The organism is Lentzea pudingi (assembly GCF_014646255.1).
Taxonomy (GTDB): domain Bacteria; phylum Actinomycetota; class Actinomycetes; order Mycobacteriales; family Pseudonocardiaceae; genus Lentzea; species Lentzea pudingi.
The window spans coordinates 224,925-241,159 of record NZ_BMNC01000003.1; the positions used below are offsets into that span (position 1 = coordinate 224,925).

The window sequence follows — 16,235 nt, forward strand, 5'->3', positions numbered from 1 at the left end:
TCCGGATCAGTTTGCCGCGATCCGGCACGGGTAGCCGATCGCGACCGAAGAGGATTCCACGCGACGGGAGCCGTGATGGCCACGACAGCGGTGCCGGACCGGGTGGTGGTGACGGGAGGCGCGGGTTTTCTCGGTTCGCACGTCTGCGACGCGTTGCTGCGGGAGGGCAAGCGGGTGGTGTGCGTGGACTCGTTCCGCACCGGCTCGCTGCGCAACGTGCCCGACGGCGTCTCGGTGGTCACCGCCGACGTGACCCGCCCGCTCGACCTGCTCGGGCCGGTCGACCTGATCCTGCACCTCGCGTGCCCGGCGTCGCCCGCCGACTACCTGCGCACGCCGGTGGACACGTTGCGCACCGGCGGTTTCGGCACCTACCACGCGCTGGACCTGGCCCGCCGCAAGGGATGCCGGATCGTCGTCGCGTCGACCAGCGAGGTGTACGGGGACCCGGAGGAACACCCGCAGCGGGAGTCCTACTGGGGCCACGTGAACCCGATCGGGCCGCGCAGCGTCTACGACGAGGCCAAGCGGTTCGGGGAGGCGCTGACCGTGGCGTTCCGGGGCGAGCACGGGGTCGACGCGGGCATCGTGCGGATCTTCAACACCTACGGGCCGCGGATGCGCGCGCACGACGGCCGGATGATCCCGACGTTCCTGCGGCAGGCGCTGGCCGGGGAGCCGTTGACCGTGCACGGCGACGGGCTGCAGACCCGGTCACTGTGCCATGTGGACGATCTCGTGCGCGGCCTGCTCGCGATGGCGCGCAGCGACCACCCCGGGCCGATCAACCTCGGCAACCCCGACGAGGTCACCGTCCTCGACGTCGCCCACCGCAGCATCGAGGTGACGGGCAGTTCGTCGTGCGTGCGGCACGTCGAGTCGATGGTGGACGATCCCCGCCGCAGGCGGCCGGACATCGCCTTGGCACAGGAGGTCCTAGGCTGGGAACCGCGGATCTCACTGGAGGACGGACTTCGTTCGTTTGCCGGGAAGTTCGCCGGGTAGCCGCAGGTCATGCGAGTTCTCGGGATCAACGCGATCTTCCACGACCCGGCGGCGGCGCTGGTGATCGACGGAGTCGTCGTCGCCGCGGCGGAGGAGGAACGCTTCTCCCGCCGCAAACACGGCAAGCGACCGGTGCCGTTCTCCGCGTGGGAACAGCCGGAGTTGGCCGCGCGCTGGTGCCTGGACCAGGCCGGGCTCACCGCGGCGGACCTCGACGCCGTCGCGTACTCGTACGACCCCACTTTGGTCGACGCCGAGTACGCGCCGTGGGAGGAACTCCGGACGACCTACGCGCGCCAGGCCCCGCAGTTCCTCGCGACCTCGTTGCCCGGCCTCGATCCCGAGATCGTGCGGTTCGTACCGCACCACGTCGCGCACGCCGCGTCCGCCGGGCTCGCGGCACCGTTCGGCGGGAACTGCGCCGTGCTCGTGGCCGACGGCCGCGGCGAGTGCGGCTCGCACCTCGCCGGCCGGTACGTCGGCCACACGCTGACGACCCTGGCGTCCCAGCGGCTTCCGCACTCGCTCGGCCTGATGTACGAGGAACTGACCGAGCACCTCGGCTTCCTGCGTTCCAGCGACGAGTACAAGGTGATGGCCCTCGCCTCGCACGCCAAGCCGACGCACCTCGACCTGATGCGCGAGCACTTCGTCGTGCACGAGGGCGGCTTCCAGATCCGCCCGGTTGACTGGAACACCCTCGCCAAGCGGCGGTCGGAGGACGAAGACCTGACGCGCGAACACGCCGAGCTCGCCGCCAGCGTCCAGATGCGCCTGGAAGAGGTGCTGCTGGAGCTCGTGCGGTGGCTGCACACCCACACCGGCGAGACCAGGCTCGCCATGGCCGGTGGCGTGGCGCTGAACTGCGTCGCGAACACCAGGATCTTCGCGGAGGGCCCGTTCGAGCAGGTCTGGATCCAGCCCGCCGCCGGCGACTCCGGCACGGCACTGGGCGCGGCCATGGCGGTCAGCACGGACGAGGTCGCGCCGATGCCCGGCGCCGACCTGGGCCGGGGCTTCTCCGACGAGGAGATCGAGTCGGCTCTGCGCACCGCCGCGGTGCCGTACAAGAGGTCGTCGGACGTCGCGCTGGAGGTCGCCGAGGCCTTGGCCGCCGACAAGATCGTGGCGTGGTTCCAGGGCCGCAGCGAGTACGGTCCCCGCGCGCTCGGCCGCCGGTCGTTGTTCGCGAACCCCTGCTTCGCCGAGAACCTGACCCGCTTGAACGACGTGAAGGGCCGTGAGCAGTTCCGGCCGGTCGCGCCCATGGTGCTGGCCTCACGCGCGAGCGAGGTGTTCACGCGCGGGCCGATCCCCAGTCCGTACATGCTGTTCGTGCACGACGTTCGTCCGGAGTGGACGGAACGGATCCCCGCCGTGGTGCACGTGGACGGCACCGCGCGGGCGCAGACCGTCTCCGGCGACCCGTTGCTCGAACGGATGCTGCACGAGTTCGAGGCGCGCAGCGGCGTTCCGGTCGTGGTGAACACCAGCCTCAACACCGCCGGCCGGCCGATGGTCGACACCCCGCGCGACGCGCTGGAGTGCTTCGGGTCCTCGCCGATCGACCTGCTCGCCATCGGCCCGTTCTTGGTGCGCCGATGAGCTACTCCGTCGTGATCCCCACGGTGGGCCGGCCGAACCTCGACGTCCTGCTGGAGTCGCTGGCCGAGGGCACCGGCCCCGACCCGTGCGAGATCATCGTGGTGGACGACCGCGAGACGGGCCTCGGCCCGGCGGCGGCGCGCAACACGGGGTGGCGGGAGGCGTGCGGCGACTGGGTGGCGTTCCTCGACGACGACGTGGTGCTCGCCTGGGACTGGAAGGCCCGGCTGAGCGCCGACCTCGACGGCCTCCCCGACGACGTCGGCGCGAGCCAGGCCCGGATCGTCGTGCCCCTGCCCGCCGACCGAGAACCGACCGACGCCGAACGAGGCACGGCAGGCCTCGCCACCGCGGACTGGATCACCGCGGACATGGCCTACCGGCGGGCGGCGCTGGCCAGGGCCGGTGGCTTCGACGAACGGTTCCCGCGCGCCTACCGCGAGGACGCCGAACTGGCGTTGCGCGTGCAGGACCTCGGGTACCGGATCGTGCGGGGATCCCGGGTGACGACACATCCGGTGAAGCCCGCGACGTTCCTGACCAGTGTGCGCGACCAGCGCGGCAACGCCGACGACGCTCTGATGCGCCGGCTGGCGGGGGCGCGGTGGCGCTCGCGCATCGGCGGGAAGCGAGGACGGCTGCGGTCGCACGCGGTGACCACCGCCGCCGGGCTGCTGTCCGTCCTTTGTGGAGTCTCCGGACGGCGGGGACCGGCTGCGGCTCTCGCCTTGGTGTGGGTGGGCCGCACCGCGTGGTTCGCCGCCGAGCGGATCGCGCCCGGACCCAGGACGTGGGGCGAGATCGCACGGATGGCCGTGACCAGCGCCCTGATCCCGCCGGTCGCGTGCTGGCACCGGGTACTGGGCGAGATCCGGCACCGGCGGGCACGTCCGTGAGGATCCTGGTGCTCAGGGCGCTCGGACTGGGCGACCTGCTGACGGCGGTACCCGCGCTCAGGGGCCTGCGGACGGCCTTCCCGCGGTCGGAGATCACCCTGGCCGCGCCGGAGTGGTTGGCGGACGTCGTCGCGCGGATCGACGCCGTGGACCGGTTCCTGCCGACCCCGGAACTCGCCCCGATCGACTTCCAGCGGCCCGACCTCGCCGTCAACCTGCACGGCCCCGGGCCGCAGAGCGTCGAGAGGCTGCTGGCCACCGAGCCGCGCAAGCTGATCACCTACACGCGTCAGGGATACTCGGACGAGCGGGTGATCGCGACCGAGTGGCCCGCCGAACGGCACGAGGTGCTGCGGTGGTGCGATCTGTTGCAGGGCAGGGGGATCCGGTGCGATCCCGACGACTTCCGGCTGACCCCCGCCGGACCGCGCACGGAGCGGGTCGTGGTCCATCCCGGCGCGAGCACCGGCGCGCGGAGGTGGCCGGCCGAGAGGTACGCGGCCGTGGTGCGGGCGTTGGGCCCCCGGGCCGTCGTCACGGCCGGCCCGGGGGAGCACGACCTCGCCCGGCAGGTCGGACCCGCGGTGGTGAGCGGCACCCTCGCCGAGCTCCTGGACCTCGTCGCCACCGCCAGGCTGGTGATCTGCGGCGACACGGGGGTGGCGCACGTCGCCACCGCTTACCGGACGCCGTCGGTCCTGCTGTTCGGTCCCGTGCCGCCACGGCTCTGGGGGCCGCGGCGAGGCCCGCACCAGGTGCTGTGGCACGGCGAGACCGGGGACACGTTCGCGGACGAGCCGGATCCCGGCCTGCTCCGCATCACGGTCGGCGAAGTCCTGGACGCGGCAGGAGGTGCGTTGTGCGAATCGGTGTCATCGGCGCGGGATACGTCGGTCTGACGACCGCCGCGTGCTTCGCGCACCTGGGCCACGAGGTGGTCTGCGCGGACGTCGACGAGGCGAAGGTCGGGGCGCTGAACGCGGGCGAGGTCGGCCTGCACGAACCGGGCCTGGGCGACCTCGTCGCGCAGGGACTGGACAGCGGCCGGCTGCGGTTCGTCCACGGCGGCGCACTGTCCGATGTGGACTTCACGTTCGTCTGCGTGCAGACGCCGGCCGGACCGGACGGCTCGGCGGACCTGTCCGCGGTCGAGGAGGTGCTGGGCAGGGCGGAGTTCCCGGTGGTGCTGAAGTCGACGGTGCCGGTCGGGACCGCCGCGCGGCATCCCGGTGTCGTGTCGAACCCGGAGTTCCTGCGCGAGGGCCACGCCGTCGAGGACTTCCTGCGGCCGCAACGGATCGTGGTCGGCGCCCAGGACGAACGGCAGGCCCGTGAGGTGGCCGAGTTGTACGCGGGGACCCGCGCGCCGGTGGTGCTCACCGACAACACGAGCGCCGAACTGGTGAAGTACGCGAGCAACGGCTTCCTGGCCCTGAAGTTGTCCTACGTCAACACCCTCGCCGAACTGTGCGAGCAGCTCGACGCCGACATCGACGGCGTCACCGAGGGCATGCGGCTCGACGACCGGATCGGGGCGTCGTGCCTGGCCCCCGGGCCGGGCTGGGGCGGCTCGTGCCTGCCCAAGGACACCTTGGCGCTGCTCGCGACGGCCCGGACGGTGGGCGTCGACTTCGCGACCCTCGAAGCGGCGATCACCACGAACCGGCACCAGTCGCGACGCGTCGTGGACCGGATCCGCGCGGAGGCCGGACCGCTGGCGGGCGCCAGGATCGGGGTGCTCGGCCTGACGTTCAAGGCAGGCACCAACGACCTGCGCGACTCGCCGGCGCTCGTCGTCGCGGCCGTGCTCGCGCAGGAGGGCGCCGAGATCACCGCCTACGACCCGTGCGTCACCGAGAACCAGCCCGGTGTCGCGGTGGTGGACAGCGCGGCCGAGGCGGCGGCCGATGCGGACGTCCTCGTGGTGCTGACCGAGTGGCCGGAGTTCGCCGAGCTGGACTGGCCCGACCTGGCGGAGCGGGTGCGGTGCCCGCTGCTTTTCGACACGCGCAACGTCGTGCCGCGGGACAAGGTCGAGGACGCGGGGTTCCGGCTGATCAGGACCGGCCGGTAGGAACGCCGAGGTGGACCACCTTGGTCGTGGTCATCTCGTCGAGCAGTTCCGGTCCGTAGCCGAACCCCGTGCCGGAGGCGCCACGGGGCTGGGCTGCGCCGCCGGGTGCCCCGCCGAACACGGCGTTGACCTTCACGGTGCCCACCGGCAGCGCCCGCCACGCGACCTGGGCGTGTTCCATCGACGCGGTCAGCACCGTCGCGGCCAGGCCGTACTCACCGGAGCAGGCCGCGGCCAGGCCTTCGTCGAACGACGACACGAGCTGCACGGGCGCGATCGGGCCGAAGGTCTCCTCGCGCATGATCCGCATGTCCGCGGAACAGTCCGCCAGCACCGTCGCCGGGTAGTAGGCCCCCGGTCCGGACGGGACGACGCCACCCGTCAGCGCACGTGCTCCGAAGCTGACCGCGTCGGCCACCTGCTCGTGCACGAAGTCACGATGACGGGTGTCGACCAACGGCTGCGGATCACCGTTCCACTCGAGTGCCTTGGCGCACAACGCGTCGAGGAAGACCGGCGCGATCGCCTCGTGCACGTAGATCCGCTCGACCGACGTGCACAGCTGACCGGCATTGGTGAACGCCCCCAGCGCCGCCTGCTCCGCCGCCCACACGGGATCCACGTCGTCGTCGACCAGCAACGGGTCGTTGCCCCCGTTCTCCAGCAACAGCTTCGCCGAGGAAGCGCGGGCGATCGACCGCCCGGTCGCGGTGCTGCCGACGTGCGCCACGAGGTCGACCCCGGGCGAACCCACCAGCGCGGCACCGATCTCACCGTCACCGACCAGCGTCTGCAGCACGCCAGCGGGGAAGCTCGGCGCCAGCACGTCCGCGAGCAGCAAACCGGTGTGCGGGCAGCGTTCGCTCGGCTTGTGCACCACGACGTTCCCGGTGACCAGGGCGGCGCCCAGCAGCCCGCAGGCCACGGCGACCGGGTCGTTCCACGGCGTCAGCGCCACCACCACACCGCGCGGTTCGGGCACCATGAAGTCGACCGCCGATCCGAGCAGCGACCGTCCACGATGGACTGGACCCAGCTCGGCGTACTGGTCCAGCGTCGACGCTCCCGCGAGCACTCCTTCCCGCGCGGAGGACAACGGTCGTCCCGTCTCCTGCTCCAGGATCGCCGCGAGGTCGTCCGCCCGTGCGCGCACGGACGCGGCCGCCTCCCGGACTGCCGCGCCACGCTCGGCAGCGGGTGCGGCGGCCCATCCCGGCCAGGCGGATCGCGCGGTCGTCAGCGCCGCCGAGACCTCCGGTGTCGTGCTGGCGGGAAGCCGTCCGACGAGCTGGGAGTCGCGCGGGCTGCGGACGTCGATGGCGGTCATGGCGGTCGGGTACCCGTGAGCGCCGCCGGAAACATCGACGCGAGGTCACGCTCGGTGACCGACAGCGGGTGCTGTAGGCGCGGACAGCCCCGCCAGGTGCCCGTGAACCGCTTCGCCGAGTAGCGTTTCAAGCGGTTTTTCTCGGCTAACTCTCCTCTATGGACGAGCCTTTCGACGCGGTCCTCTTCGACCGCGACGGCACGCTGATCCGGGACGTTCCCTACAACGGCGACCCGGCGCGCGTGACCCTGATGCCCGGTGCTCGCGGGGTCCTGCGAGATCTCCGGGCCCGGGGCGTGCGCACCGGCGTGGTGAGCAACCAGTCCGGCATCGGCCGGGGGCTGCTGACCGCCGCGCAGGTCGGCGCGGTCAACGCACGGGTCGAGGAGCTGCTCGGCAGGTTCGGCACCTGGCAGATCTGCCCGCACCACCCCGCCGACGGCTGCGCGTGCCGCAAGCCCGCTCCCGGGCTGGTTCTCGCCGCCTGCGAGGCCTTGGACGTGCGGCCGGCACGAGCGGTCGTCGTGGGGGACATCGGCGCGGACGTGCTGGCCGCCGAAGCGGCCGGTGCGTGGTCCGTACTGGTACCCACCGCCGTGACCAGGCAGGACGAGGTCGAGCGTGCGCCGCGCACCGCACCGACCCTGCGCGCCGCGATTGAGATGATCTTGTGAGGACGCTGGTCGCCCGTCTGGACAGCGACGGTGACGTGCTGCTGGCCGGACCGGCGGTGCGCGCGGCGGCGACAGCGGGGGACGTCGTCCTCCTGTGCGGCCCGAACGGTGTCCGGGCCGCGGAACTGCTCCCCGGTGTCACGCGGATCATCGAGTGGGAGTGTCCGTGGATCGCCTTCCCCGCCCCCGACGTCCGGCCGTTCGACGTCGAGGCGGTCATCGCGCTGGTGCACGGCGTCCGCGCCGACGTGGCGCTGGTCCTGACCTCGTTCCACCAGAGCCCGTTGCCGCTGGCCCTGATGCTGCGGCTCGCGGGCGTTCCGAAGATCGTCGCGCGGTCGGACGACTACCCCGGTTCGCTGCTGGACGTACGTCTGACCGGCGATCCGGACGTTCCGGAAGCGTTGCGGGCGCTGGAGGTCGCGCGGGCCGCGGGGTTCGAGCTGCCGGACGGTGACGACGGCGGCCTGGCCGTCGTCGCTCCGCCCAGAACAGGACAAGGCCATCCGTACGTGGTGGTGCACCCCGGTGCGTCGGCGCCCGCCCGCACCTGGTCGCCCGACCGGTGGGCGAAGGCCGTGGTCGCGCTGACCGCGGCCGGGCACCGCGTGGTCGTCACGGGAGGCCCGGCCGAGGCCGAGCTGACCGCTCACGTCGCGGGCGCGTGCGGATCCGATCTCGGCGGGCGCACCAGCCTGAGGGAACTGGCCGGGGTGCTGGCCGGTGCGGACGCCGTCGTCGTCGGCAACACCGGCCCCGCCCACCTCGCGGCCGCGGTCGGCACCCCGGTCGTCTCGCTGTTCGCCCCCGTCGTCCCGGCGGCCAGGTGGGCACCGCACGGGCGGCACGTGCTGCTCGGTGACCAGAACGCGCCTTGCCGCGGTACGAGAGCACGCGAATGCCCGGTGTCCGGACACCCGTGCCTCGACCTGGTGGACCCGGCCGAAGTCGTGGCGGCGGTGGAGGAGGTGACGGCGTGAAGATCCTGATTTGGCACGTGCACGGATCGTGGACGCACTCGTTCGTCCAGGGGCGGCACGACTACCTGATTCCCGGGCCACCGCACGGCATCGGCCTCGCCGGACGCCCGTGGCGCGCCACCGAGGTCGATCCGTCCGAAGTGGACGCTGACATCGCGGTCGTGCAACGGACCGAGGAGCTCTCCTGGGTGCCGGCCGGTGTCCCGGTGGTCTACCTCGAGCACAACACGCCGAGCAGGCCCTCGCAGGAGCACCCGCTCGCCGACTGGGACGGGACGATCGTCCACGTCACGCACTTCAACGACCTGATGTGGGACTGCGGCAAGACGAGAACGGTCGTGGTCGAGCACGGCGTGGTCGACCCGGGACCGCTCTACAGCGGAGAGCTCCCCCGAGCGGCGGCGGTCATCAACGAACCCGTCCGCCGCGGCCGGATCGTGGGCACCGACCTGCTGCCGAGGTTCGACCCCATCGACGTGTTCGGCATGGGCACCGAGCAGATCGGCGGCAGAGGAGACCACGGACTCGAAGCGCTGCATCGGGAACTCGCTCGCCGCCGCGTCTACGTGCACACCGCGCGCTGGACGTCGCTCGGGTTGTCGTTGCTGGAGGCGATGCACCTCGGCATGCCGGTCGTCGCCCTGGCCAGCACGGAGGCGGTCCGAGCCGTGCCCCCGGACGTGGGCACGGCGTCGGCGGACGTGGGGGAGCTGGTCCGTGCGGCGCGGAAGCTGATCGCCGACCCGGATCTCGCCAGGGAGAAAGGACTCCGGGCCCGCGAGTTCGCGCTGGCCCACTACGGGCTCGACGCGTTCCTGCGCCACTGGGACGTGCTGCTGGAGGAGGTGATCGGATGAGGATCGCGATGGTGTCGGAGCACGCCAGCCCGCTCGCGGCTTTGGGAGATGCCGACGCGGGAGGGCAGAACGTGCACGTGGCCGCGCTGGCCGCCGGTCTGGTGCGCCGGGGCCACGAGGTCACGGTCTACACCCGGCGGGACGGCCGGACGCTGCCCCGCCGAGTCGGCGCCCCCGACGGCTACGAGGTGGTGCACGTGCCGGCCGGGCCCGCCAAGCGGATGGACAAGGACGACCTGCTGCCGCACATGACCTCCTTCTCCCGCTTCCTGGTGAACGACTGGCAGGACCGGCGGCCGGACGTCGTGCACAGCCACTTCTGGATGTCCGGGCTGGCGTCGGTGCTGGCCGCGCGGCACAGCCACATCCCGGTCGTGCACACCTACCACGCCCTCGGCACGGTCAAGCGCCGTCACCAGGGCGCGCGGGACACGAGCCCGCCCGACCGGATCGCGGTGGAGAGGTTGATCGGCAGCGACGCGGACGTCGTGCTGGCGACGTGCGACGACGAGGTCGAGGAACTGCTCGTGATGGGGGTGCGGCGGCAGAAGATCACGGTCGTCCCGTGCGGGGTCGACACGAAGTTGTTCGCCGTGGACGGCCCCGTGCGCGGGCGCACCGCGCCCCACCGGATCGTGTCGGTCGGCAGGCTGGTGCCGCGCAAGGGTTTCGCGGACCTGGTCGGTGCGCTGCCGCTCGTTCCCGACGCCGAGCTGGTGATCGTGGGAGGGCCGCGCGACCTGCGGTCCGACCCGGAGGCGCGACGGCTGCGCGCGTGCGCGGAGGCGGTCGGCGTGGCGGACCGCGTGCACCTGGCCGGGCAGGTCGCGCGGTCGAACATGCCCGCTCTGCTGCGGTCCGCGGATGTCGTGGCGTGCGTGCCTTGGTACGAACCGTTCGGCATCGTTCCGTTGGAGGCCATGGCCTGCGGTGTGCCCGTGGTCGCGTCCGCGGTCGGCGGTCTGACCGACACGGTGGTGCACGGCGTGACGGGTGTGCTCGTACCGCCCAGGGATCGGCGGAGCCTCGGTCGCGCACTGCGCACGCTGCTCGCTGATCCGTATCGCGGGCTGACCTACGGCATCGCGGGCAAGGACCGCGTGGACGCCCGGTACACGTGGGAGGCCATCGCCGCCCGCACAGAACTCGTCTACCAACGAGCGCGCGCGAGCGAGGAACTGGCGGTGGCACCATGACGGTCGAGAGCCATCTGGACGGACTCACGGGCACGCTGGCGGGCCTCCGCGCCCAGGCGCCGCGCATCCACCACTGGGGCGTTCTGCTCGCGCGAGTGCTCGGAGCCGGTGGGAGGGTGCTCGCGGCGGGCAACGGCGGGTCGGCGGCGGAGGCTCAACACCTCACCGCGGAACTGGTCGGCCGCTACCGGCACGACCGCGCGCCGTTCTCCGCGCTGGCGTTGTGCGCCGAGACCTCCAGCATCACCGCGATAGCCAACGACTACGGCTACGACCAGGTGTTCGCCCGTCAGGTCTCCGCCCACGCACGGCCGGGTGACCTCGTGATCCTGTTGTCCACCAGCGGAAGCAGCCCGAACCTGCTGGAGGCCGCGCACGCCGCGCGACGGGCCGAGGCGACCGTGTGGGCACTGACTGGTGCGTTGCCGAACCCCCTGGCGTCACTCGCCGACGACACGCTCGCCCTGCCCGGCAACGCGTGTCACGTGCAGGAGGCACAACTGGTGGTGGTCCATGCGTTGTGCGAGGCGTTCGAGGCCGCGCTGCCCGCGTCCGTGCGGAGGGTGTCGTGAAGCTGGTCGTCGTAGGCGATTCCTTGCTCGACGTCGACGTCGAGGGCACCGTCGAGCGGCTCTGTCCCGACGCTCCCGCACCGGTGCTGGACGTCGCGGCCGAACATGCTCGGCCCGGTGGAGCGGCACTGGCGGCGACGATGGCCGCACGGGACGGCCTGGACGTGACGCTGGTCAGCGCGCTGTCGTGCGACGAGGCGGGGGAGCGGTTGCGGTCCCTGGTCGAGGTGCCGGGACTCTACGGCCGCACGGAGTCGATCCCTGTGAAGACCCGGTTGCGGTGCGGCGGAACGTCTCTGGCCCGGATGGACCGGGGCGGTGCCGGCGTCCCGGAGATCACGGACGACATGCTGGACCTGGTGCTCTCCGCCGACTTCGTGCTGGCGTCCGACTACGGCCGTGGGTTCCTGCGTGACGAACGGCTGCGGTCGGCGCTCACCCGCGTCCCGGTCGTCTGGGACCCCCACCCGCGCGGTCCGGCCCCCGTGCCGGGCGTGCGGCTGGCGACGCCGAACCTGTCCGAGGCCACGACGTTCAGCGGCACGGCCGATCCGGAGGGGGCGGCGCGTGAGTTGCTGTCCCGCTGGCGGGCACGGGCGGTCGTCGTGACGATGGGAGGCGCCGGCGCGTTGATCTTTTCCGGAGGGACACCGGTCGCGGTACCGGCGCCGATGGTCCCGGTGGCCGATCCGTGCGGTGCCGGCGACCGGTTCGCGGTCACGGCCGCCGCCCGGCTGGGCAGCGGTGCGGCACCGGACGAGGCGGTGGCCGCCGCAGTGGCGTCGGCGGCCGGATTCCTCGCCTCAGGAGGGGTTTCCGGCATGTCCGCCCCGCGTCCGTCCACTGTGGAGTCCGTGCGCAGCCGTGGCGGGACCGTGGTCGCCACCGGCGGGTGCTTCGACGTCCTGCACAGCGGACACGTGCGGATGCTCGCGGCAGCGCGCGCGTTGGGCGACTGCCTGGTGGTGTGCCTCAACTCCGACCTGTCCGTGCGGCGGTTGAAGGGCGAGAGCAGGCCGGTCAACCGCGAGGCCGACCGCGTCGAGGTGTTGCGCGCGCTGGAGTCCGTGGACGACGTGGTCGTGTTCGGCGAGGACACCCCGGAGCGCGTGCTGGGCCGGTTGCGCCCGGACGTCTGGGTGAAGGGTGGGGACTACACCGCGGACCAGCTGCCGGAGGCCGCCGTCGTGCGGCGCTGGGGCGGGCGCAGCGTCGTGGTGCCGTACCACCGCGGCCGTTCGACGACCGAGATCCTGACGAGGAGGACGTGATGCAGGGCAACGTGCTGGTGACCGGAGGCGCGGGAGGGCTCGGCGCGGCCGTGGTCGAGGCGGTGCGCGACGCCGGGGGAACGCCGCTGGTGCTGGACAAGTCGGCGCCGGCCGAGGCGGACTTCGAGCTGGCGGACCTGGCGGACGGACGCGCGGCCGAAGCCGCCGTGCGCGCACTCGCCGAACGGCACGGTGGTTTCAGCGCCGTGGTGACGGCGGCGGGCATCGACCGGTGCGGCTCGCTGGAGGAGGTGCCGGCGGAGGAGTGGGAACGGGTCGTCCAGGTCAACCTGTTCGGCACCGCGGCCGTGATCAGGGCGGCGTTGCCGCACCTGGGCGAAGGCCGGGTGGTGACGATCGCGTCCACGCTCGGGCTGCGCGCCGTCGGCGACGCGACCGCTTACTGCGCCTCGAAGTTCGGTGTCGTCGGGTTCACCCGAGCACTCGCCGCCGAGACCGCGGGACGGGTCGGCGTCACGCTGGTGGTCCCGGGCGGGATGCGCACGAACTTCTTCGACGACCGGACCGAGCAGTACCGGCCGAAGGACCTGTCGAAGCTGAACCCGCCGGACCGCGTCGCCGCGGCGATCGTCTTCGCGCTGCAACAGCCGAAGGACTGCGAGATCAGGGAACTCGTCGTCGCCCACGCCGAGGAACCGTCCTGGCCATAGGCGTGTCCCGCAAGTCCATTCGATGAGAGTCACGGTCGTCGGCCGCGGCTGTCGCGGACGAGACTTGCGGGACACGCCCTGGTCAGCCGGCGCGTGCGACGGTCGCCGCCGCCGGCGCCCAGGCCGCGAGCCGGTCCCGCAGAACGCGGTAGACGTCCGGCGCGAGGCCCATGCCGATGTGGGTGCTGTCCACCTCGACGCACTCGGCGGACGGGTCCTGGCTCAACCGCCACGGCACGACCTCGTCGGACGTCGAGAACATCGACACCGCAGGGAGAGCGGGCTGCAGCGGTACGGCCAGGGCCCGGACGCTGTCGTCGTGGCAGACGCCGTTGAAGCACTCGTGGTTCATCAGGCCGGGCACTCCGACCGCGGCCAGCCGGGCGAGCGTCCTGGCCGCGAGCATGACGTGCGGGTTCGCGGCCAGCGGGTCGACGACGGGGCTGCCCAGCATGATCAGGCCGCGGACCAGGTCGGGCCTGCGCACGGCGGCAAGTCGCGCGAGGCCGCCGCCACGGCTGTGCCCGATGAGCACAACGGGACCACCGGTGGCGTCCGCGTGCTCCTCGAGCCGCCGCTCGATCCGGTCCACCAACTCGGTGGTGCACCCGAGGTTGAACCCGATGCGGGCGCCCGCCGGCCGGTAGCCGCGGTGGCCCAGCCACGTGCTGACGAAGCTCAGCGAGACGTCGGCCGCACCGAACCCCGGTACGAGCAGCACTCCCAGTCCGCCGCCCTCCTCGGGATCCGCCTCGCGCCACACCGGGTCCGCGATCAGCTGGAACCCCAGCTTCGCCGTCACCGCGTGTTCGCGGGCGACGGAGCGCAACGATCGCAACGGGTTCATCCACGTGCCTCCCTCGCCTGATCAAGTTGTCCGAGGATTGCCGCGGGGGAGCAGGCCAAACGCGACCGAGGCGACGTTTGGCGACAAGAACCCCACTTCAGGTTTTGCCGGGCGGCGGGAGGGTATGCACGCCTATGGCCAAAACTCGATGCCACGCCGAGCGCGCCGAGGTGACGCTGCGCTCCAAGACGATGCTCCTGGAGTTCACGGGCGAGTGCGACGCGGACTCGATCCGGTTGACCGCCGAGCTTCCCGACGCGGGCGGTCCCGAGGACGGCGGCACCATCGTGCTGGAGCAGGACGGCGCCACCGTGACGCAGCCGGACGGCGAGGTGCGGTTGACCGCGCACGAGCCGATCCGCTGGGACGCGGGGCCGATCGACGCCGACTTCGCCCTGGTGGAGAGTCCCGAAGCGACGGTGCTCACGGTCCGCGGGCTCGTGGTGGAGGTCGACTCCTCAGACGACTGAGTCGCGCGGGCTGGTCCTGCGCGCACCCGGCAGCAGCGGCCGCATCAGGTCACGGATGTGCGGGGACGGTTCCATGCCGAGTTCGGCGCGCAACAGGGCCTGGTAGCTCTGGAACTGACGCACCGCCTGGGCGGGATTGCCGTCGGCCAGGTGCAGTTCCACTAGCGTGCGATGTGCGCTCTCCCTCAACGGGTCGGTCTGGACGGCTGCCAGGGCGGCCTGGTGCGCGTGGTGGTGGTCGCCGCGGGATCGGAACTTCTCGCTCAGCACCTCCAGCGCGCGCAACCGCGCCTGACCCCACCAGTCGCGCTCGGCCTGCACCCACGGCTGGGTCCAGCCCGGCAGCAGATCGGCCTTGAGCAGAGCGACGGCGTCGGGGTTCGCACCCGGTTCGGCGGCGAACGCGCAGGCGCGGCGGAAGTCGATCTCCACCTCCCGGTCGAGCACCAGCGCGTCCTCGACCGACACGACCAGCGGCGTCAGCTCGCTCAACCGCCACAACGACGAGCGCAGGCAGGCGGCCGCGCGCCGGGCGGTGGCCTCCGGCCAGAGCAGTGCCGCCGCGACCGCCCGTGGCACCGGTCCCTCGCGCAACGCGAGAAGCGCCAGAAGTCGTTGCGCGCCGGGCACCACGTGGACACGTGTGCGGCCGAAACCCAGCCGGAAGCCGTCCAGCAGTTCGATGTGCAGCCGTTGGTCCGGCGCTCGGGTCGGTCCAGTCATCTCGCGGGCCCTCCTCTCCCCGTCAGGAGTCGCCGGGTGCCCGGTCGTTGCCGACTCACACACCCACGCGAAAAAATTGCGCCTTCTCGACCAGCGGCGGTGACGCGGCGGTGTCGGGGGCGTGGTGTCACCGAGCTGTCCGAGTCACAGCGGCTGCCTAGCTTCGCCGTGGAGTCACACCACCCCACGGGAGGCGAGATGTTCCTGCACACCAGCAGGTTGCAGTTCGAGGCGAAGCCCGACCGGCCGGACGCGCACTACGCCCGCAAGCTCCAGGAGCTGATCGGCGGCGCGTACGGCGAGATGAGCGTGACCATGCAGTACCTGTTCCAGGGCTGGAACTGCCGGATGGAGGGCAAGTACAAGGACCTGATCATGGACGTGGCCACCGAGGAGATCGGCCACGTCGAGATGCTCGCGGTGATGGTCGCGCGGCTGCTGGAGAACGCGCCCGCGGAGGCGACCGACGAGGTGGCGGCGAAGGACCCCGTCATCGCGGCGGTGCTCGGCGGCATGGACCCGCAGCAGGCCATCGTCAGCGGCGGCGGGCCCACGTTGTCGGACAGCAACGGCGTGCCGTGGAACGGCCGGTACATCGTCGCGAGCGGCAACCTGATGGCCGACTTCCGCGCGAACGTCGCGGCCGAGGCACAGGGCAGGCTGCAGACGGCGCGGCTGTACAACATGACCGACGACACCGGCGTGCGCGACATGCTGAAGTTCAACCTCGCCCGCGACACGGCCCACCAGAACATGTGGCTCGCCGCGATCGAGGAGCTCCAGGAGGACGGCCTTGAAGGTCCGATCTCCCCGAGCGCGCTGTTCGACGAGGAGCACGCCGAGCACGCGGGCACGATCTGGCACAACTCCGACGGTGCGCTGGGAGCCGAGGGCGGCTGGGCGTCCGGCACCGCACCCGATGGCGTGCACGAGTTCTCCTACGTGATGAACCCGGAGCCGTTGGGCGGCCACGCGTCCGCGCCCAAGCCCGATCCGCTGCTCTACGCCACGAGCCCGGCGAACCTCGGGCTGATCGAGAAGGCCATCCGCAAGCTCACCTGAGGAGG

General features: G+C 72.2%; 17 protein-coding genes. 14 read left to right on the plus strand and 3 right to left on the minus strand.

Features of this window, described 5'->3' with window-relative positions; translation table 11 throughout:
* Positions 1 to 75: 75 nt before the first annotated feature.
* The 5 genes from IEY88_RS11960 to IEY88_RS11980 are packed head-to-tail and all read left to right on the plus strand — an operon-like array spanning position 76 to position 5,580.
* Positions 76 to 1,005: an NAD-dependent epimerase/dehydratase family protein gene (locus IEY88_RS11960; protein ID WP_189154764.1), complete on the plus strand. Its 930-nt coding sequence runs from the start codon at positions 76 to 78 to the stop codon at positions 1,003 to 1,005.
* Between the two features lie 9 nt (positions 1,006 to 1,014).
* Positions 1,015 to 2,610 (plus strand): carbamoyltransferase family protein, encoded by a 1,596-nt coding sequence (locus IEY88_RS11965; protein WP_189154765.1) that lies wholly within the window; start codon positions 1,015 to 1,017, stop codon positions 2,608 to 2,610.
* Positions 2,607 to 3,506, plus strand: a complete 900-nt coding sequence (locus IEY88_RS11970) for a glycosyltransferase family 2 protein (RefSeq protein ID WP_189154766.1) — start codon at positions 2,607 to 2,609, stop codon at positions 3,504 to 3,506. The genes IEY88_RS11965 and IEY88_RS11970 overlap by 4 nt, the downstream gene beginning before the upstream one ends.
* Positions 3,503 to 4,405, plus strand: a complete 903-nt coding sequence (locus IEY88_RS11975) for a glycosyltransferase family 9 protein (protein WP_229693301.1) — start codon at positions 3,503 to 3,505, stop codon at positions 4,403 to 4,405. Before IEY88_RS11970 ends, IEY88_RS11975 begins: the two co-directional genes overlap by 4 nt.
* Positions 4,366 to 5,580 (plus strand): UDP-glucose dehydrogenase family protein, encoded by a 1,215-nt coding sequence (locus tag IEY88_RS11980; RefSeq protein ID WP_229693302.1) that lies wholly within the window; start codon positions 4,366 to 4,368, stop codon positions 5,578 to 5,580. The genes IEY88_RS11975 and IEY88_RS11980 overlap by 40 nt, the downstream gene beginning before the upstream one ends.
* On the opposite strand, the gene IEY88_RS11985 is transcribed toward IEY88_RS11980, so the two are convergent.
* Complete coding sequence (locus tag IEY88_RS11985; RefSeq protein ID WP_189154767.1) at positions 5,564 to 6,907, minus strand: aldehyde dehydrogenase family protein; 1,344 nt, start codon at positions 6,905 to 6,907, stop codon at positions 5,564 to 5,566. The two genes, IEY88_RS11980 and IEY88_RS11985, sit on opposite strands and share 17 nt — an antisense overlap.
* A gap of 158 nt (positions 6,908 to 7,065) precedes the next feature.
* Between IEY88_RS11985 and IEY88_RS11990 the strand changes: the two genes are divergently transcribed.
* Genes IEY88_RS11990 through IEY88_RS12020 form a run of 7 tightly spaced genes read left to right on the plus strand, consistent with a single transcriptional unit; the run spans position 7,066 to position 13,128 of the window.
* Positions 7,066 to 7,581: a D-glycero-alpha-D-manno-heptose-1,7-bisphosphate 7-phosphatase gene (locus IEY88_RS11990; RefSeq protein WP_189154768.1), complete on the plus strand. Its 516-nt coding sequence runs from the start codon at positions 7,066 to 7,068 to the stop codon at positions 7,579 to 7,581.
* Positions 7,578 to 8,561: a glycosyltransferase family 9 protein gene (locus IEY88_RS11995; RefSeq protein ID WP_189154769.1), complete on the plus strand. Its 984-nt coding sequence runs from the start codon at positions 7,578 to 7,580 to the stop codon at positions 8,559 to 8,561. The genes IEY88_RS11990 and IEY88_RS11995 overlap by 4 nt, the downstream gene beginning before the upstream one ends.
* A complete protein-coding gene (locus IEY88_RS12000) occupies positions 8,558 to 9,418 on the plus strand; it encodes a glycosyltransferase (RefSeq protein ID WP_189154770.1) in 861 nt (286 codons plus the stop codon). Before IEY88_RS11995 ends, IEY88_RS12000 begins: the two co-directional genes overlap by 4 nt.
* Positions 9,415 to 10,614, plus strand: a complete 1,200-nt coding sequence (locus IEY88_RS12005) for a glycosyltransferase (protein WP_189154771.1) — start codon at positions 9,415 to 9,417, stop codon at positions 10,612 to 10,614. Before IEY88_RS12000 ends, IEY88_RS12005 begins: the two co-directional genes overlap by 4 nt.
* Positions 10,611 to 11,186: a D-sedoheptulose-7-phosphate isomerase gene (locus tag IEY88_RS12010; protein ID WP_189154772.1), complete on the plus strand. Its 576-nt coding sequence runs from the start codon at positions 10,611 to 10,613 to the stop codon at positions 11,184 to 11,186. Before IEY88_RS12005 ends, IEY88_RS12010 begins: the two co-directional genes overlap by 4 nt.
* Positions 11,183 to 12,457 carry a D-glycero-beta-D-manno-heptose 1-phosphate adenylyltransferase gene (gene rfaE2, locus IEY88_RS12015; protein ID WP_189154773.1) on the plus strand — a complete coding sequence of 425 codons (1,275 nt, stop codon included), beginning with the start codon at positions 11,183 to 11,185 and terminating at the stop codon, positions 12,455 to 12,457. Before IEY88_RS12010 ends, rfaE2 begins: the two co-directional genes overlap by 4 nt.
* Positions 12,457 to 13,128, plus strand: coding sequence for an SDR family oxidoreductase (locus IEY88_RS12020; protein WP_189154774.1), 672 nt, complete (start codon positions 12,457 to 12,459; stop codon positions 13,126 to 13,128). Before rfaE2 ends, IEY88_RS12020 begins: the two co-directional genes overlap by 1 nt.
* Before the next feature lie 82 nt (positions 13,129 to 13,210).
* On the opposite strand, the gene IEY88_RS12025 is transcribed toward IEY88_RS12020, so the two are convergent.
* Complete coding sequence (locus IEY88_RS12025; RefSeq protein WP_189154775.1) at positions 13,211 to 13,975, minus strand: alpha/beta hydrolase; 765 nt, start codon at positions 13,973 to 13,975, stop codon at positions 13,211 to 13,213.
* 134 nt (positions 13,976 to 14,109) lie between these two features.
* Here IEY88_RS12025 and IEY88_RS12030 point away from each other — a divergent pair, with 134 nt between their 5' ends.
* Complete coding sequence (locus tag IEY88_RS12030) at positions 14,110 to 14,445, plus strand: hypothetical protein (RefSeq protein WP_189154776.1); 336 nt, start codon at positions 14,110 to 14,112, stop codon at positions 14,443 to 14,445.
* Here the strand turns inward: IEY88_RS12030 and IEY88_RS12035 are convergent.
* Positions 14,434 to 15,168, minus strand: coding sequence for an AfsR/SARP family transcriptional regulator (locus IEY88_RS12035; RefSeq protein ID WP_189154777.1), 735 nt, complete (start codon positions 15,166 to 15,168; stop codon positions 14,434 to 14,436). The genes IEY88_RS12030 and IEY88_RS12035 overlap by 12 nt on opposite strands.
* A gap of 198 nt (positions 15,169 to 15,366) precedes the next feature.
* Between IEY88_RS12035 and IEY88_RS12040 the strand changes: the two genes are divergently transcribed.
* Positions 15,367 to 16,230, plus strand: coding sequence for a manganese catalase (locus IEY88_RS12040; RefSeq protein WP_189154778.1), 864 nt, complete (start codon positions 15,367 to 15,369; stop codon positions 16,228 to 16,230).
* Positions 16,231 to 16,235: the final 5 nt, after the last annotated feature.

What these genes read in the sequence shown, in the direction of transcription:
- IEY88_RS11960 (WP_189154764.1), top strand. Translation starts at nt 76, where the DNA reads ATGGCCACGACAGCGGTGCCGGACCGGGTGGTGGTGACGGGAGGCGCG.
- IEY88_RS11965 (WP_189154765.1), top strand. Translation starts at nt 1,015, where the DNA reads ATGCGAGTTCTCGGGATCAACGCGATCTTCCACGACCCGGCGGCGGCG.
- IEY88_RS11970 (WP_189154766.1), top strand. Translation starts at nt 2,607, where the DNA reads ATGAGCTACTCCGTCGTGATCCCCACGGTGGGCCGGCCGAACCTCGAC.
- IEY88_RS11985 (WP_189154767.1), bottom strand. Translation starts at nt 6,907, where the DNA reads ATGACCGCCATCGACGTCCGCAGCCCGCGCGACTCCCAGCTCGTCGGA.
- IEY88_RS11990 (WP_189154768.1), top strand. Translation starts at nt 7,066, where the DNA reads ATGGACGAGCCTTTCGACGCGGTCCTCTTCGACCGCGACGGCACGCTG.
- IEY88_RS12005 (WP_189154771.1), top strand. Translation starts at nt 9,415, where the DNA reads ATGAGGATCGCGATGGTGTCGGAGCACGCCAGCCCGCTCGCGGCTTTG.
- IEY88_RS12010 (WP_189154772.1), top strand. Translation starts at nt 10,611, where the DNA reads ATGACGGTCGAGAGCCATCTGGACGGACTCACGGGCACGCTGGCGGGC.
- IEY88_RS12020 (WP_189154774.1), top strand. Translation starts at nt 12,457, where the DNA reads ATGCAGGGCAACGTGCTGGTGACCGGAGGCGCGGGAGGGCTCGGCGCG.
- IEY88_RS12025 (WP_189154775.1), bottom strand. Translation starts at nt 13,975, where the DNA reads ATGAACCCGTTGCGATCGTTGCGCTCCGTCGCCCGCGAACACGCGGTG.
- IEY88_RS12030 (WP_189154776.1), top strand. Translation starts at nt 14,110, where the DNA reads ATGGCCAAAACTCGATGCCACGCCGAGCGCGCCGAGGTGACGCTGCGC.
- IEY88_RS12035 (WP_189154777.1), bottom strand. Translation starts at nt 15,168, where the DNA reads ATGACTGGACCGACCCGAGCGCCGGACCAACGGCTGCACATCGAACTG.
- IEY88_RS12040 (WP_189154778.1), top strand. Translation starts at nt 15,367, where the DNA reads ATGTTCCTGCACACCAGCAGGTTGCAGTTCGAGGCGAAGCCCGACCGG.